18 protein-coding genes and 5 pseudogenes are annotated in these 15635 nt (G+C 68.9%); 9 read left to right on the forward strand and 14 right to left on the reverse strand.

What is annotated here, in order from left to right:
• Nucleotides 1-141, forward strand: a pseudogene (locus tag AMK22_RS41600) (nitroreductase family protein); the annotation flags it as partial.
• Between the two features lie 144 nt (nt 142-285).
• Here the strand turns inward: AMK22_RS41600 and AMK22_RS36035 are convergent.
• The 3 genes and pseudogenes from AMK22_RS36035 to AMK22_RS36045 all read right to left on the reverse strand — a co-directional run bounded on the left by AMK22_RS36035 (nt 286) and on the right by AMK22_RS36045 (nt 1994).
• Entirely contained in the window at nt 286-780 is a 495-nt protein-coding gene (locus tag AMK22_RS36035) for a hypothetical protein (protein WP_073791872.1), read from the reverse strand.
• A gap of 134 nt (nt 781-914) precedes the next feature.
• Nucleotides 915-1082 (reverse strand): annotated as a pseudogene (locus AMK22_RS36040) (IS6 family transposase); the annotation flags it as partial.
• Nucleotides 1083-1100: 18 nt separating this feature from the next.
• The gene (locus AMK22_RS36045; RefSeq protein ID WP_073791873.1) at nt 1101-1994 is read right to left on the reverse strand and encodes a macrolide 2'-phosphotransferase; all 894 of its coding nucleotides are present in this window, start codon (nt 1992-1994) and stop codon (nt 1101-1103) included.
• A gap of 253 nt (nt 1995-2247) precedes the next feature.
• Between AMK22_RS36045 and AMK22_RS39325 the strand changes: the two genes are divergently transcribed.
• Nucleotides 2248-2607, forward strand: a complete 360-nt coding sequence (locus AMK22_RS39325) for a hypothetical protein (protein WP_143203652.1) — start codon at nt 2248-2250, stop codon at nt 2605-2607.
• 41 nt (nt 2608-2648) lie between these two features.
• Here AMK22_RS39325 and AMK22_RS36055 read toward each other — a convergent pair whose 3' ends face one another.
• Entirely contained in the window at nt 2649-2936 is a 288-nt protein-coding gene (locus AMK22_RS36055; protein ID WP_199883420.1) for a hypothetical protein, read from the reverse strand.
• Between the two features lie 83 nt (nt 2937-3019).
• On the opposite strand from AMK22_RS36055, the pseudogene AMK22_RS36060 reads away from it, so the two are divergent.
• A pseudogene (locus AMK22_RS36060) lies at nt 3020-3346 on the forward strand (IS6 family transposase); the annotation flags it as partial.
• 393 nt (nt 3347-3739) lie between these two features.
• Here AMK22_RS36060 and AMK22_RS41945 read toward each other — a convergent pair.
• A complete protein-coding gene (locus AMK22_RS41945) occupies nt 3740-5269 on the reverse strand; it encodes a ricin-type beta-trefoil lectin domain protein (RefSeq protein WP_073791876.1) in 1530 nt (509 codons plus the stop codon).
• A gap of 200 nt (nt 5270-5469) precedes the next feature.
• Between AMK22_RS41945 and AMK22_RS36070 the strand changes: the two genes are divergently transcribed.
• Nucleotides 5470-5775: a hypothetical protein gene (locus tag AMK22_RS36070; protein WP_242434308.1), complete on the forward strand. Its 306-nt coding sequence runs from the start codon at nt 5470-5472 to the stop codon at nt 5773-5775.
• A gap of 205 nt (nt 5776-5980) precedes the next feature.
• Here AMK22_RS36070 and AMK22_RS36075 read toward each other — a convergent pair whose 3' ends face one another.
• The 6 genes and pseudogenes from AMK22_RS36075 to AMK22_RS36105 all read right to left on the reverse strand — a co-directional run.
• Nucleotides 5981-6229, reverse strand: coding sequence for a hypothetical protein (locus AMK22_RS36075; RefSeq protein ID WP_073791878.1), 249 nt, complete (start codon nt 6227-6229; stop codon nt 5981-5983).
• Entirely contained in the window at nt 6229-7701 is a 1473-nt protein-coding gene (locus tag AMK22_RS41610) for a trypsin-like peptidase domain-containing protein (protein ID WP_158072129.1), read from the reverse strand. Before AMK22_RS41610 ends, AMK22_RS36075 begins: the two co-directional genes overlap by 1 nt.
• A 46-nt stretch (nt 7702-7747) precedes the next feature.
• The gene (locus AMK22_RS36090; protein ID WP_073791879.1) at nt 7748-8122 is read right to left on the reverse strand and encodes a CU044_2847 family protein; all 375 of its coding nucleotides are present in this window, start codon (nt 8120-8122) and stop codon (nt 7748-7750) included.
• Nucleotides 8123-8134: 12 nt separating this feature from the next.
• Complete coding sequence (locus AMK22_RS40360; protein WP_206780487.1) at nt 8135-8449, reverse strand: hypothetical protein; 315 nt, start codon at nt 8447-8449, stop codon at nt 8135-8137.
• Nucleotides 8443-9324, reverse strand: a complete 882-nt coding sequence (locus tag AMK22_RS36100; RefSeq protein WP_443333344.1) for a hypothetical protein — start codon at nt 9322-9324, stop codon at nt 8443-8445. Before AMK22_RS36100 ends, AMK22_RS40360 begins: the two co-directional genes overlap by 7 nt.
• Before the next feature lie 40 nt (nt 9325-9364).
• Nucleotides 9365-9886, reverse strand: a pseudogene (locus AMK22_RS36105) (IS6 family transposase); the annotation flags it as partial.
• A 61-nt stretch (nt 9887-9947) separates the two neighbouring features.
• On the opposite strand from AMK22_RS36105, the gene AMK22_RS36110 reads away from it, so the two are divergent.
• From AMK22_RS36110 to AMK22_RS41615, 3 genes are all read left to right on the forward strand, one after another.
• Complete coding sequence (locus AMK22_RS36110; protein ID WP_073791884.1) at nt 9948-10130, forward strand: hypothetical protein; 183 nt, start codon at nt 9948-9950, stop codon at nt 10128-10130.
• On the forward strand, nt 10127-11317 hold the full coding sequence (locus AMK22_RS36115) for a hypothetical protein (protein WP_073791885.1): 1191 nt from the start codon (nt 10127-10129) through the stop codon (nt 11315-11317). Before AMK22_RS36110 ends, AMK22_RS36115 begins: the two co-directional genes overlap by 4 nt.
• Nucleotides 11318-11803: 486 nt before the next feature.
• A complete protein-coding gene (locus AMK22_RS41615) occupies nt 11804-13870 on the forward strand; it encodes a tyrosine-type recombinase/integrase (RefSeq protein WP_242434309.1) in 2067 nt (688 codons plus the stop codon).
• Between the two features lie 152 nt (nt 13871-14022).
• On the opposite strand, the gene AMK22_RS36130 is transcribed toward AMK22_RS41615, so the two are convergent.
• Nucleotides 14023-14460: a GNAT family N-acetyltransferase gene (locus AMK22_RS36130; RefSeq protein WP_073791894.1), complete on the reverse strand. Its 438-nt coding sequence runs from the start codon at nt 14458-14460 to the stop codon at nt 14023-14025.
• Between the two features lie 145 nt (nt 14461-14605).
• On the opposite strand from AMK22_RS36130, the gene AMK22_RS36135 reads away from it, so the two are divergent.
• A complete protein-coding gene (locus tag AMK22_RS36135) occupies nt 14606-15010 on the forward strand; it encodes a hypothetical protein (RefSeq protein ID WP_242434310.1) in 405 nt (134 codons plus the stop codon).
• Between the two features lie 9 nt (nt 15011-15019).
• On the opposite strand, the pseudogene AMK22_RS41620 reads toward AMK22_RS36135, so the two are convergent.
• A pseudogene (locus AMK22_RS41620) lies at nt 15020-15139 on the reverse strand (ATP-binding protein); the annotation flags it as partial.
• A 164-nt stretch (nt 15140-15303) separates the two neighbouring features.
• On the opposite strand from AMK22_RS41620, the gene AMK22_RS36140 reads away from it, so the two are divergent.
• Entirely contained in the window at nt 15304-15456 is a 153-nt protein-coding gene (locus tag AMK22_RS36140; RefSeq protein ID WP_242434312.1) for a site-specific integrase, read from the forward strand.
• Nucleotides 15457-15461: 5 nt separating this feature from the next.
• Here AMK22_RS36140 and AMK22_RS36145 read toward each other — a convergent pair.
• Nucleotides 15462-15635, reverse strand: a 174-nt coding sequence (locus AMK22_RS36145) for an integrase core domain-containing protein (RefSeq protein ID WP_143203653.1), incomplete at its 5' end; no start/stop codon positions are given.

Genomic DNA, 15635 nt, shown 5'->3' on the forward strand with positions numbered 1-15635 from the left:
CTCGGCACCTCGGAGGCGGTGCGGGAGGCGTTGACCCTGCGGCGCACGGTGCGCGAGTTCGCCGACGAACCGGTGGACCCGGGCGCGGTGCGGCGGGCCGTGGCCGCGGCGGTGACGGCGCCCGCTCCGCATCACACGACGACGTTTTACAGTCCCGTTCCAGGCGTCGGCGAGCAGGTCCCGGCTCACGGGCGGCTCAGTGGTGGGCGGGAGTTCGGGGATGGTGGTGCTCCAGGCGTCGGCGAGGGAGTCGGCAGGCGGCTTGTGCAGCTGCACCGAGCCTGGCTATGCGGCGGCGGCATTCTTGCCGGTGGTGGCCCACTCGCGGGCTTCGGTCTCGGTGAAGAACAACACCTGGGCCTCGCGGTCGGAGCCGCCGCTGACGACCTGGGCGCGGCCGTGTTGCTTGGTGGACTTCGGCGGCGGGTGGACCTCGGAGGCGAGCATCCGCCAGGCGTTGACGCTGTAGCGGGCGAGGATGCGGGTGGAGAACTGCTCGCGGGCCTCCGGGCCTCCGAGGGCGCGGGCGGTCGCGGACTGGGCGACCAGGAGCACGTGCATGCGCAGTTGGCGACCCATGTAGAGGATTTCGTTGAGCGCGTCGACGGCCGGGGAGACCTTCGGGTCGCCGGACTCGCGGGTCTTCTCCAAGTAGCGGGCCAGCTGCTTCATGGTGGCGTTGACCTCTTCGAGAAGGATCAGCACCCTGGGGCCGATGGCTTTCGGGTCGACGTCGATGCCGAGTTCGTCGGCGATCCGGGTACGGCGCCGGCCCTCCATGCCGAGGGCGATGAGCTGGTCGTGGATGTCGGCGATGTCGTGGCAGTACGTGACACGGCGCTGTCACGTTGTTGGGTGCGTGGGTCTCTGACGGCGCGTCGGGGCGTGGCGGATGTCGAGTTTCGGGCCGGTGTTCAAGCCTCGGCGGGCCGGCCGGTGGCGCCGGTGGCCTGGTCCCAGATGGCGAAGCGGATGGTCATCTCGGCGCGGTGGTCGGGGGCGGTCATCAGGTGGCGGCGGGGCCGGAAGTGGGGTGAGATGCAGCTGAACGCGGACAGGAATCTTTGTGCGGCGCCGGCGGAGTCGGACCGGGCGGGGCATCAGGCCTCGGGGGTCAGCATCGCTGCCGCGGTGGCCAGGTCGGTCTCGGCGCCGGTGGTCAGCGCGTACAGGGCGTACCCGATCGGGGAGGTGTCCCACAGGTGCTTCGCCTGGGCTGCCAGGCCGGGGTGGACGTTTCCGCCCGCCTGCTCGTACGCGGTGAGGGTGGCCTGCAGCATCTCCTCGCCTGCGGCGCCGTACTGGGCGGACAGGTCACGGGCGGGGTCGTCCACGCGGGCGGTGGTCCAGTCCAGGACCCCGGTGATCGTGCCCTCCTCGTCGAACAGCAGGTGCGCGGGGTAGATCTCACCGTGGGTCATCACGGTCTGCTCGGGCCAGCAGGTGTCGTCCTCGAGCCAGGCCTGCCAGGCCTCGGTCAGGGCGGGGGAGACAGTGAAGGCCTCGCTTACGCGGGCGATGTCGTCCCGCCACGCCTGACGTGCCTGGGCCGGGGTGCGGACCTCGACGCCTGCGGCCTCGGCCTGCTCCGGGGTGATGGAGTGCAGACGGGCCAGCAGACGCCCCAGGCGCTTGGCGTAGTCCGGGCTGGCAGGGTCCATGTGCCAGTTGGGCTCCCCGGCGTCGGTCAGGGTCAGGCCCGGGGCGCCGGGCAGGGCCGGGTAGGCGATCAGCTCGGGGGAGCGGACCTGCCAGTCGGGGACCGCGACGCCGTCCTCGGCCAGGACGGGCGCGACCAGGTCGAGGATGCGCGTCTCGGCGGCCATGCCCTCGGAGACGTCGGCGCGGCGCGGTACGCGCAGCACCCACCTCTGGTCGGTCGTGTCGGAGGCCATGACGACGCGGTAGTCCAGGCCCGCCTCGTTCACGGTGGCGTCCTGCGCGGACAGGCGCGGGCCGTGGGTGGCGGCCAGGGCGATGACGTCATCAATCATGCTCACGGGACCACGCTCTCACCTGCGCCTACGCCACTTCCAGCTTTTTCCCTCACCAGCCATGCCGCCGAGGGGCTGCTCCGGAGCATCATGGCCCACTCCTCGACCATCCTCGCTTGCCAGATCAGCCTTGCACTCACCCTGCCTGAAGAGCCCTCCGACCACGACGACCAGGCGACTGTCGGCGTCGATGACGACCTGGTGGTTGGTGGAGTACCGGTAGCGCCTGCTCGCCCGCGAGGGCGCCCGCACCGTGACGCACCGGGCAGTCGCCAAGGAGGCAGGCACCACCCACGGGTCGGCCCGGTACTACTTCGGCACCCCGCGACCGGCTCCTCGACGAGGCCCTGCGCCGGCTGGCCGCGCATCAGATCGACGAGGTACAGAACCGCCTGTCCCCACGCCCGACGCCACACCGCACGCCCACGACGCCCGCCTGGCGCACTACCTGGCCGGCGCCGTCGACGACGACCGGGGCGCGTGGGGCGACGCGCAGCGCCGGACGTTCGCGGTCGAGCCGGCCGCCGCGGGGGCCGACGACCCCGAAGGCGACGCCGCGCACCTGCTGACCCTGCTCAACGGGCTCATCCTGGATCAACTGGCCGCTATCTAGCCCGACTTCGAGCGCACCCGGCTGCGCCCGGCGATCGAGCGCTACCTGGTCGGACCGGGATCCGGCGGCGCGATGTAGCGGGCGCCGGGAAACTCATGCGCCGGTGGCGTGTACGCGCGCCGCTCCACCAGCCGCCGGATGTTTGCGCGGTAGATCTCGTCCGCCTCGGCATGCCGGACCGGTTCGTCCGTCAGCCACAGGTTGGCCGGATGAATCGGTTCGTCGTACATCCGCCGGAAGACCTCGGTGCGCAGGTCCTTGAGCCAGTTGCTGTTGAGATTCATCGTCCGGAACTGCCGCAGGGCCTCAATGTCGACGATCCCGGACACGAAGGAGTTGTACCGGGGGCTCTGTCACGTTGGCTGGCGGGGTGGGATGATCTCCGGTTTGATCACGGTGGAGGGGGCTGTTCGTGGGGAGCGCGTCCCCGTCGTACAAGGGGCATCGGTACCCAGTGGAGGTGATCTCGCACTGCGTGTGGCTGTACTTTCGCTTCCCGCTCAGTTTCCGCGAGGTCGAGGAGCTGATGCTCGAGCGCGGCGTGATCGTCTCCCACGAGACCGTCCGGCGTTGGTGCGCGAAGTTCGGGCAGGCCTACGCCGACGGTCTGCGCCGCCGCCGGCCCCGGCCCGGCGACAAATGGCACCTGGACGAGGTGTTCGTCAAGATCAACGGGAAGCAGAAGTACCCGTGGCGGGCCGTCGACCAGGACGGCAACGTCTTGGACATCCTCGTTCAGACAGCGCCTCCCGCAGCCCGGCCGTCACCTCACGGGCCCGCGCCGCGCTCAGCGGCGGCAGCGCCAGCCCGGCATCATCCCGGTCGCGCCCACCCACACCTCCAGTATGCGCCGCACCAGCGTGGCGGCTATTCCCCGGCGAGGCCCTGACGGGCAGCGTCGATCGCGTCGTCCAGGGCGGCGCGCGCGGCCATCGGGGCGGACTCACAGGCCGGAACAGGGACCGAAACGGGCGCAGCAGGGACCGAAACGGGGGCCGGGGCCGGAAAGGTCCAGTCCTGGAGATCGGTCTGGGTACGGGGCTTCCCGGCGGAGACGCGGTAGGGCTGACTGCGCGGTCCGGGTCGCGTCCCTCGTGGTGGGCCCGTCAGCGCGCCTGGTCCGGCCGCGCCATCAGTGGTCCTTCGCCCAGTGCTGGGTCGTCTTCGACGGCTCGCAGGACTCCAGGACCGGCCAGGTGGCGCTCTCGCCGAGACACCGGCTGCTGGACAGGTTCACGAGGGTGCTGCTGGTGCCCGTGCGCCAGTTCTGGCCGGTTTTGGAGCCGCAGTCGGCCAGGTACAGCACGTTGACGTTGACAGTCAGACACTTGCCGGCGGACTCGTTGTACAGGGTGTAGGAACCGCCCGAGCCGGCCTTTGCGGTCCAGTTGGCCACGGGGCTGTCCGTGCAGGTGGCGAACACGACGTTGAGGTAGCTCGCGGTCAGGCACTGGCCGTAGCCGACGTCCCTGAGCCGGAAGTAGCCGCTGGGCGCGGGGGGTTTCGGCGAGGTCGCGCCGGACGTCCCACCGGAACCGCCGGAACCGCCCGACCCGCCAGTGGTCTTGCCACCGGTGGCGATCCCGCCCGTGGCGTCCCCTCCGGTGGCGTTGCCGCCCGTAGCGTTCCCGCCGGTCGCGTTGCCGCCGGAGGCGTTCCCGCCGGAGGCGTTGCCGCCCGTGGCATTGCCGCCCGTGGCGTTCCCTCCGGTGGCGTTGCCGCCTGTGGCGTTCCCGCCGGACGAGTCTCCGCCGTGCTCGGGTTCGCCCCCGGCGGTGGGGAGCGTGGCGGAGGTTCCGGCCGAAGGGGTGTCGCTGGGGGGACGGCTTGTGTCGGAGGTGCCCTTGGCGTCGGGGTCGCTGTGCAGCTGGGTGCCGGCGTAGACGGCGAGGGAGACGACCAGGGCCCCGGCTGCGACCAGGGCGACGAGTCGCCGCCGCTTGGTGCCGCGGCCGGGGGGCGGCGGGAGCGGCGGAGTGGGGTCGTGGGGGTGGTGCGTATGCGGACCACCCTGGTCGGCGCCGGGTTGCCATTTTTCCAGTTGCTGGTCGTTCTCGTACGCTGTGAGGTCGGCTCGGATCTGGTCCCGCTGGGTGAGGGCTGTTTTCCTCTTTGCGGCCCGGTCCTGGTTCTGGCTGTTCAGTGAGTCGATCTGCTGCTGCAGAGTGATCCGGCGCCGGCGTTCCCCGTCCCGGTCCTCGCGCAGTGTCTGCAGTTCCTCGGTGAGCGCGGCTGTTTTCTCCAGGGCCGCGTTCGTCGCGTCGTTCAGCTCGCGGATCAGGAGGGTGTTCTGGTAGTCGAGGAGCATCTGGCGGTGGACGTTGTGCGGGTTGGCCCGCGTGCAGTACAGCTTGAGCAGCTCGCCGTACTGGTGCAGGAACACTGCTGCGGCCCGGTCCTGCAGATTCGCGCGTTCCTGTGCTTCCTTGATCAGTACCTCGACGAAGCGCAGGGGCGGGATGTTGGGCCCTTCACGCTTGGGGGTCTGCCAGGTGGCGACCTTCCCCTTCCCGAAGTTGTGCATGTCCGCCAGCGCGTTCGTCGACAGGCCGGTCTTCTCGACGAGGCCGCGCACCGTCTTCTTGAAGCCGCTGAGTGCTTCCCACAGCCTCTCCTCCTCGCCGTCGCCGTCGAAGACGTCTAATAATCGCTGGTCAGCCACTGGTTCTCACATCCGAAGAAAGTCCGGCGCGGGGCAGCGTTCTGCCGCGCGTGCGTACCACGATCCCGCTGGTCCCTAGTACTTCTCGTGACCGCATTCCCGCTGGTCGCCCCCGCACCGTGTGCGGGGACAAGACGGGGACGTCCCTCCTGGTGCTCGGCCGGCTCCAGGAGGGCGGACCAGACGTGAAAGGTCCTCACATGTACGGCCACGACCCACTGCTCATCATCCTGCTCCTGGTCCTCGCCGGCCTGGGCATCGGCTGGATCCACCACCGCCGGCCCGCCATCGGGGAAACGATCGACGTCGCCACCAAGGTCCTCATCACCCTCATCGGCCTGCTCATCTTCGCCAGCAACGGCACAACCGAACAGAACACACCCACCACCCCCACACCCGCACCGTCCATGTCCGCGACCTCAACAGACAACGACCAGGCGCGCTCCGGCACAGCAGCAGACCGACGACACCCGGACGGCACTGCCACAGGCCCAAGCCGACCGTGAACGGACCCCGGCGACCCGCCAGACGGCCGGGCCGGCATCACGGGCAGGCAGTCCGGCACGAACACCCAGACCCTCACCGCCCGCAGCCTGCCACACCCAGACGACGACCGACGCCCAGAAACCGCCGCACGCCCCCTGAGCCACGAACACCAACCGCCCCGGAACCGGGAGACCCGAGGCGACTGACTCACGCTCAGAGGGGCGCTCAGAAAGGCCCCCGGGCCGCTTCTGGGGTAACCACAGCCAGCCGTTCGCCTCCCTTTCGGGCCTCCCTCAGGAGGTCGCGCCAGCCGATGACGGGCAGCCCGTTCTTCTCCATGGGGTGAGAGGTCCAGTCCAGGAGATCGACCCGGGTACGGAGCTTCCCGGCGAAGACGCAGTAGTGGATGCCCGCGCGACCCGGGCCGCATCCCTCGTGGTGAGCCCGCCAGCGCGCCTGGTCCGCCCACGCCATCAGTGCTCCTTCGCCCAGTGCTGGTTCGCCTTCGACGGCTCGCAGGACACCAGGTACGGCCAGGTGGCGCTCTCGCCGAGACACTGACTGCTGGACAGGTTCACGATGGTGCTGTTGGTACCCGTGCGCCAGTTTTGGCCGGTTTTGGAGCCGCAGTCGGCCAGGGACAGCGTGTTGGCGTTGACAGTCAGGCACTCGCTGGCGGACTCGTTGTACAGCATGTAGGAACCGCCCGAGCCGGCCTTTGCGGTCCAGTTGGTTGCCGGGCTGTCCGTGCAGGTGGCGAACACGACGCCGCTGAAGGCGTTCACGGTCAGGCACTGGCTGTAGCCGACGTTTTTGAGCCGGAAGTGGCCGCTGGGCGCGGGGGGTTTCGGCGAGGTCGCGCCGGACGTCCCACCGGAACCGCCGGAGCCGCCCGACCCGCCCGTGGCGTTCCCTCCGGTCGCGTTCCCGCCCGTGGCGTTCCCGCCGGAGGCGTCCCCTCCGGTCGCGTTCCCGCCGGAGGCATCCCCTCCGGTCGCGTTCCCGCCGGTCGCGTTCCCTCCGGTCGCGTTGCCGCCGGTCGCGTTCCCGCCGGACGAGTTGCCGTCGTGCGCGGGTCCGCCCCCGGCTGCGGGGAGCGTTGCGGAGGTTCCGGCCGTAGGGGTGTCGCTGCCGGCGGTGCCCTTGGCGTTGGGGTCGCCGTGCAGCTGGGTGCCGGCGTAGACGGCGAGGGAGACGACCAGGGCCCCGGCTGCGACCAGGGCGAGGACGAGTCCCCGCCGCTTGGTGCCACGGCCAGGGGGCGTGGCCGGCCTCACGTGCGGGGCGAGTTCGGGAACTTCCTTCAGCAGCGTTCTCACCCGCAGGACGAACGCCTGCTGAGCCTCACGTACCGGCTGCGCAGCCACCATCATCCCGACGGCGGCGCCCAGTTCGTTGTCCCAGACAGGACTTCCGCTGAAGCCTCCCTTGACATACACGGCCTCACCGTTGGCACGCGAGAGCTGGATCCAGCCCTGGCGCGTGGGCCCACGGAACCTGCCACTGTGCCAGATTCCATCCGGATGGTCGTCGGTGAAGCCCACTGCACGCGCGTCGTGGTCCCACACACCGCGCTGCGGGTCGATCACGGGAAGCGGACGGGCTCCGGGAATCCGGTTTCGTAATCGCAGCACGGCGATATCACCGGTCTGATCGGGCCTGACCGGGATCCAGCGCTGGACCTCGGCACCGTGGTCGCCCCCGTCGACGCCGTCGGCGTTCCCGGCCAACGGCACGTCGACCGTTACCTCGGTGCCAGCCTCAACCGTGGCCTCCCGGAGCCGGTCCAGCGCGTCCGACACCACATGTGCGCAGGTCAGCACCAGGTCTGGAGCGATGAGGAAGCCCGCGCCGCCGATCGCGCCGTCCGGCCCCTTGACTCGGACAACCGCCGAGACCAGTGCCGGCTCCGCCTCCTCGGCATCCCGCTCCTGAATCCCCGTCACCGTGACCTCCGCGCTACCGAGTCCCCCGTTGCGTGTCCTGGTCGAATCAACCACCCTGCAACGTCTCTCCGTTGGAGTCTCTCGCATCCCCCCTGTTCCAGGTCAGGCTTACGGAGAAATTGGCGGCTGTCGCCGTGCTGGCAATCACCACGTCCGCCTCAGCCGACAATGACACCCCGAACTCCAGCGTGATCTCGTCCGGCGCGTTCGCAAGCCCCTTGAATCGCCCCACAAAGCTCTCCGCCACGGGGCGTACGGCGTCCAGCATCTGCCCGAACGACCGTTCGGCCCTCGCTACGGAGCGGCCTGCCCGGCCCACGCGGACGAGTGACTCGTCCACCTCCCGGATCTGAACACGCACAGACTCTTCGCTGCCATCACCCAGAGGCACTTCCACCGTATGGACAGGACGGTCGCTCATGACTCTCCTCCACTACTCGGAAGCTGGAGATCCTAGCGGCATCCGCGCTTCACAGGGGCGACGCAGGAACCGCTGCTCGCCGGCGAGCTTCGAGAGCAGCAGCGCGACCTCGCAGCCGTCCAAGGTGGCCGTGGCGATCCGGTCGACCTCGGCGGTCAGCGTCGACCGGGCATCCGTGCGGCAGTACAGGGGCGGGCAGGCCTCCCGGCCCGTGGTGAGGTCCCACATCCGGACGGTGCCGTCCCGGCTGCCGGTCACAGCCAGCACGCGACCGGCGACCACGGCGGTGGCGACAGCGATCACCTGACCCTGGTGACCGGTCAGCATCCACACCAGGCGGGAATCTGCCTGCGAACCCCTGCCCCAGACCGGCTCCCAGCCGAGCGGATCTGCTCCGGGAACCGCCACCGCCCCGGACGGAACCACACGGCGATGGCAGCGGGTTCCGTCTCCTCCGGGTACTCGACGGCGATGCGCTCCAGCGCGTCCCACCGGAGAGTGAAGGTCTTCGCTTCGTGCGGTTCGAGGGTGCCGTCCTCCGCGAGGCGGCGCTGCTGGTACCCCCGCCAGCTGCTGATGGTGAGGCCGTGCGCGCTGAGGGTGACCACGTCCGACTTGGAGCGGGCTCCGGCGATCAGGCCCACCAGACAGCAGATGAAGCCGAGGAGGCCGTAAAGCACCGCGGCCCCCAGCGCGGCGTTCCCCAGGCGGTTGTCGCCGTCGACGAGCTCCAGCGACCCCAGGCTCAGGACCGGGTCGGGGAAGATGAGGGCGCCGAGGAACCCGCCGATCCCGAAGCCCGCGTACCCTCCGATCTTCCCCGCAGTCAGCGAGTAGAACCACGCGATCTCGCCCTGTTTGTTGGCGACCGTCACGGAATCCCCCGGCGGGACCTGCTCCCAGGGTTTTGTCTTCCGCTCGGGAGGGCGGGACGGCGGGGTCAGCAACTTCCGCGCCAAGTCCACGGTGGGGCGCCGGGCCGGGTCCTTCTCCAGGAGGGCGAGGAGCAGCGGGGCCAGCGCTCCAGCCCGCTCCATCGGCCTCGGCTCCTCCGTCAGCGCGGCGGTGGGGTTCTCCGGGCGGAACGGCAGGACTCCCTCCAGCGCCTCGTACAGCGTCACACCCAGCGGGAAGAGGTCGGCGCGGCCGTCGCTCTCGGCTCCCTGCCAGCGTTCTGGTGCCATGTAGCCGGGCGAGCCGATGACGAGGGTGGTGCGGGTGAGCCGGGGGTCGGTCTGCGCGACGTTGCCTCGTCGGCTGGTGGCTGTTCTCGGCCCGGTTGTTCAGGCTCTTGTGCGAGCGATGCTCCACCGAGGGCATGACCTCGCGGTGAGCGGCGCCGTAGGAACGCAGCTCGTCGGTGACGACCACCCGCGGCACCCTGCCCGTCTTCGTCATCAGCCCGCGGAAGAATCGCCTGGCTGCGGCCTTGTCCCGCCGGTTCTGAACAAGAATGTCCAGGACATTGCCGTCCTGGTCGACCGCCCGCCACAGGTACTTCTGCTCACTGTTGATCTTGATGAAGACTTCGTCCAGATGCCACTTGTCCCCGGGGCGGGGCCGCCGGCGGCGCAGCGCGCTGGCGTACGCCTGGCCGAACTTCAGACACCAGCGGCGCACGGTCTCGTGGGAGACGATCACGCCGCGCTCGAGCATCAGCTCCTCGACCTCGCGGAAGCTGAGCGGGAACCGGAAGTACAGCCACACGCAGTGCGAGATGACCCCCACCGGGTACCGGTGCCCCCTTGTGCGACGGCGGTGCACCCACCACGGACGACTCCCCCCAACGTGACCAGCCCGAAGATCAACCCACGGGCCAGCCAACGTGACAGCGCCCGCCCTGGTTCTGGAGGCGCAGGAGATGCTCGCCGCAGGGCAAAGCGACGAGGAGGTCTTCGCCGAGCTGGCCGCGAGGACCGGCGACTGGCGTGTCTATCAGAGGCCCGCGACGGTGCTGCCGGGGCGCAGAACGACGGCTTCGCACACCCGTGAGAGCCTAGGACGGTGAAAGCGAAGTGTGCTCTCCTGGGCGATGAGCGGCGCGACCGCGGCCCCGAGCTGCCGCCGACCCGCAGCGTCCTGATCACTGGCGGCCTGGTGCGCGTGTCGGGCGCAGCGGCCGTGGGCTGCGGGGCGCTGTTCGGTCTGCTTCCCGTCCTCGCGCTCATCGGCAGACTCGGTCTCCCCGACGACCCGCCAGGTTTCGTGCCGGTGTTCGGCGGCCCGCTCATCGCTGCGGTGCTGGGTATCGCCGTCTTCCTGATCGTGCTTGGCTATGCCCTGACCTTCCATCAGCTGGCGCTCGCGGGCATGTACGCACCGGTTGAGGACTCGTCGGCGCTGAGGAATGCGGTCGAGGTGCGTGGCCGCGTCACACGCACGCCGTTCTTCCCGGCGGTCGTGACGAGCATCGTCATCGGCTTCCTGCTCCTGGCAACGGCCGGCATCCTGCTCGCCGCGTCCGCCTGGCCGACGGTGGCGATCATCCTGCTCCTCTCAGGCGTGCTCTGCGTCCCGGCCGTACTCGCTCTGGTCGCCGCCGACCGACGGTGGAGCCGTACCGCGCCTGAGCGCCTTCCCGCACGGGCCCTGGGCGAACAGGGCTCCGCTCATCTCCTCCTCGGCGACGCCGACACGGAACTGCGGCAGCAGGTCAAGGCCCGAGAGCGCGCCGAGGCCACCGAACTCGACCATGCGACCACCCCCGTGCTCGTGACCCTCGCCATCGCGAGCCTCGCCATGATGAGCCCCTCACTCTCACCCACGGCCGCCATCTGGAGACAGGTGCAGCTGGTCGGCGTCGGGCTCGGCGTCCTGTGCCTGCTCGTACTGCTCGGCATCAGGGTGCTCCGGATCCGGCGACTGCGACGCACTCTTGTACGGGTGCGCCGCGGGGGCGCGGACGTGTCCGAGATCGACCGCGCGCACGCGATCACCGCGACGACGACCCAGGCGTCCGAGCTGCACGCGGCGACAACCGTTTGGGCGCTGCTCGGCGCCGCAGCGCTCGGCACTGTGGTCCATCGCACCGCGGATGTCGCGCCGGTACTGATCGTCGCCGGCATCTGGGCGCTCGGCTTCGCCGTGCTCATCGCGCTGTCGATGCGTTCGGACGCTGCCGCCCCAAAGCTCCGGGAGGAGTTCGGCTACCGGCTCCCGACCAAGACCTCCGGAAACGACAACACCTGGCACTGAGATGCCGTCGCCAGCCGACGAACAGCCAGAACAGCCCTCAATTCACGCTCGTGACTCGGCATCGGACCGTGGTCGGCGGGCCGACCTCGATGCACTCGGCACGCGCTGGTAGACGCGGGCGTGCAGGAACCGTCCTTTGACCGGACGGGGCTGTTCTTCGCTGTTTTGCCGGACGTCCTGATGCCGCTCGGTTCCATGCCCGTGAGGAGCACCTTCGGGTGGCTCGGAAGCACGTCGAGCACCTGGAGGCGGAGGCCGGTGTGGCGGGCCGTCAGAACGGGGCTGACGGGGTCGTGGTGGTGAGGCTCGGTACGTGGATCGACAACGCTCGGCGGCGGGGCGACAAGCTCACTGAGCAGCGGCGGGCGGACCTGGATGTGCTCGGGATGCGCTGGTGGAGCGGGGAACGTGGGTGTCTGCGCCGGACTGGCCTGGGCGGATGTCCTGCCTCCGGGTTCGGACGCCGCGAGGGACCGCCGGCGGGGCGTGAACACTGCCGGTCTGGGGAGCCTGCTCGTGAACCGGGTCGTTCTGCCCAGTCACGACCTCCTGGCCGTGGTCAATTCGCGCACCCTCTTCCGGGACACCCGCCAGACCGTCCAACCCGAGCTGTTCGCCCGGGTCGTTGAGCAGGAGATCGCTCGGCGGATGCCCGAGCGCCGCCGGGAGCAGGGTTTGAACGTGCTCGCGAAGCTGGTTCTGCACACCGGCCGCGACCTGGACCAGATCACCGGCCGGGACTTCGAGGATTTCCGCTCGTGGGGCCTGGCCAAGAACGGACTCGTCCCGCACGGCATCGTCCCGGCCTGGGACCTGCTGCGGGGCATCGGCGTCCTGCCGCAGAACACCACCTACAAGCAGTTCCTGCACCGCGGGCAGAGGCCGACGGCCGAACTCGTCGACAGCTACCACCTTCGCTGCCGGCCGGTTCGTGACGCTCTCGTCCGCTATCTCGACGAGCGCCGGCCCAGCCTGGACTACGCCTCGTTCCTTGCCCTGCTCGGCACGCTCGCCAGCACGTTCTGGGCGGACATCGAGCAGCATCACCCCGAGGTCGACAGCCTGCACCTGCCCGAAGACGTTGCAACGGCATGGAAGGAACGCGCGAAGTACGTCACCAAGCGCCGAACCGCGCCGCGGCCGCGCAAGACCTACCTGCTTCTGCTGGTCCAGGTCCGCAGTTTCTACCTGGACATCCAGGAGTGGGCACTTGAGGACCCGACCTGGGCGCCGCACGCGGTCCCCAGCCCGATTCGCCGCGGTGAGACCGGCGGCCTGCAAAAGCACCGTCGCAAGACCGTCGCCAAGATGCACCAGCGCGTCCGCGAGCGGCTGCCGCACCTGCCCGTCCTGGTCGAGACGGCCGAGCGTCACCGCCACGATCAGGAAAAGCTCCTGGCTCTGGCACGGGCAGTGCCCGTCGGCGAAGAGTTCGAGCACGAGGGGACCCGCTACCGGCGATTCGTATTCCAGACCTACCTGAAATACGCGCCCCGGGCCCGGGAAGAAGCGGTGCTGATCGAGAACCTGTCGACCGGGGAGACCGTCGACCTGTTCCAGAGCGAGGACGAGGCGTTCTGGGCCTGGGCGGTGATCGAGACCCTGCGGCACACCGGCATCCGCCGGGAGGAACTGCTGGAGATCACGCACCTGGCCCTGATCTCCTACCGCCTGGCCGACACCGGTGAACTGGTTCCTCTCCTTCAGATCGTGCCGTCGAAGAACGACCAGGAGCGGCTGCTGCTGGTCAGCCCCGAACTGGCGAGCGTGCTGGCCACGGTCATCACCCGGCTCCGCAATGCCAACGGCGGTGCGATCCCGAAGGTGAGCTACTACGACGCTCATGAGCGGGAGTTCGGGCCCCAGCTTCCCCATCTGTTTCAGCGTCGGACGCGGGGGCACCGCAGCGAGGTCATGTCCGCCTCGACAGTGCAGAACCTGCTGGACAGCGCCCTGGACCGCACCGGCTTGCGGGACGCCGCCGGCGAGCCGTTGAAGTACACCGCTCACGACTTCCGCCGCATGTTCGCCACTGAAGCGGTCACCGGAGGCCTGCCCGTACACATCGCGGCCAGGCTCCTCGGCCACGAAGACCTGAACACCACCCAGGCCTACCTGGCCGTCTTCCAGGAGGACCTCATCCGTTCCTACCGATCCTTCCTCGCTCAGCGACGTGCGCTTCGGCCCGAAACCGAGTACCGCGAGCCGACGGACGAGGAATGGCAGGAGTTCCAGCGCCACTTCGCCCTTCGGAAGGTCGAGCTGGGCACCTGCGGGCGCCCCTACGGGACGCCCTGCAAGCACGAACACGCTTGTGTCCGCTGTCCCATGCTGCGGATCGACCCCTCCCAGCGCCGCCGTCTCATCGAGATCATCCGCAGCCTCTCCGACCGCATCGACGAGGCCAGGGACCACGGCTGGCTCGGCGAGGCGGAAGGACTCCGGGTCAGTCTCGATGCCGCGCGCAGCAAACTCGCGGCCCTCGACCGGGCGGTCAAACGCTCGGACACCCGCGTTGCCGATCTCGGAATCCCTCAGATCAGGAAGCCCTGATCTTCACGCGAGGTGCGGTCCACCTATCAAGCACACCGCACCTCGCCTCCACCTGCATGGAGGTCACCATCATGACGTCCTCGTCCTCAGCGGACATAGTCCGCAGCCGTGACGACGTCTGCACCAAGCTGTTTGCACCGACACGGCTCCACTTACCGTTCCAGGACGAAGCGATAGACCCTGGAATCCCTGGCCTCGAAGCCGAGTCGCTCATACAGGCGATTCGCTGCCTCCCTCGACGGACGCGACGTGAGGTCAACGGTTCGAGCACCCGCCGCCTCCGCGAGGCGCAGAGCCTCCTCGGTCAGAGCACCCCCAACGCCATGTCCCCGCGCGGCCTCGTCCACGACCACGTCCTCGATGCGAGCTCGCAGACCGGAAGGCAAGGGAAACATGACCAACGTCAGCATCCCGACTACTTCACCTTCGACCCGCGCCACCAACACCGTGTTCGCATCGCTGGCGAGCAAGCGCTGCACTGCCTCGCGATCCAACGGGCTGGCTGTGCTCGAAAGCTGAGGCAACAAGCGCGCGAATGCCTCAACCGACTCGTCGTTTGCTTCACGGACGACCACAACCTCAACGCTCATGATCTCGACCCTACAGAGCAAGTCCCATCACAAGGCGGCACACCAAATGTCGGCGTACTCGCGTATGTGCAGAGGTAGGTACGGATGAACGTGCAGAGCAAGTAGCTGCCGAATGGCGCTCATTGCCATGCGAGATGATGGGGCAGTGGATCTCCGTTACTTCAATCAAACCGGCTGGACTGCCATCTTCAACGGCACCGAAACCGAGATCGGCCGCATGGTGCGGGTGGAGGCATGGGACCCGGCAACGGGAACGGCACTTGTCGTCGACCCCAAGCGAGGCGCCATGCGTCCCGTCACGGACTACGAGGACTTCTCCCACCTTGAGAAGGCCGACCAGGTCGTAGCCGCAGTGCCTGGTGGCGGGTGGCGGGCCCACTGGAAGGACGAGGGCCCGGGGAATACCCCGCTCACGGAACAGGTGCTCGCGTGGCTGATCACCTCGCAGGGCCGGGCAACGGCCATCACGATGGATGCTCACGGGCATGTTGACGATGCCGACAGCGCCGACGCCTTCATCCCGCCGGGTGAGGAACTGGGGCAGGTCTGAGGCTCCGGATCAGGCGACTTCCGTATCGCGTTCGATGGCCTTGAGGCGGTTCTTCAGCCGGTAGCTGGGACCGTTGATGGCGACGACTTCGCAGTGGTGCAGGAGGCGGTCGAGGATCGCGGTGGTTATCTAACCGTCCTGCTGGAGAGTCCACGACGTCCGTGACAAGTCGGCTGAGTGATCGTTAGCTGGCTGTGGACTCTTTATCTTGCTGTGCTCGCGACGCAGTGTTTCGGGTTCAGCGGCTGGTGATCCCATCCGGCGGGGAGTCGTCGACTGTTCTCGCCAACGGGGTGGTCGTCGATCCGGTCGACCGGTTTTTGGCGCATCTGACGGCCATCGACCGCTCCCCGAACACCGTCCGTGCTTACGCTCACGATCTGAGGGACTACTTCGAGTTCCTGGACCGGCACGGCCTGCAGTGTGAACCGCCCCGGGTTCCATAGAGATCTCAGATTGTGGTTGTGACCTGGGGTTTCGTGAGTTCGGTGTAGTAGTTGGCTTCGTATTCGACGGGCGGGACGTGGCCTATCTCACCGTGGAGTCTTCGGTGGTTGTACCAGTCGATCCACTCGGCGGTGGCCAGCTCGACCTGGGAGAGCGTCTTCCAGGGCCGCTGGGGCTT

This window comes from Streptomyces sp. CB01580, assembly GCF_001905795.1.
Taxonomy (GTDB): domain Bacteria; phylum Actinomycetota; class Actinomycetes; order Streptomycetales; family Streptomycetaceae; genus Streptomyces.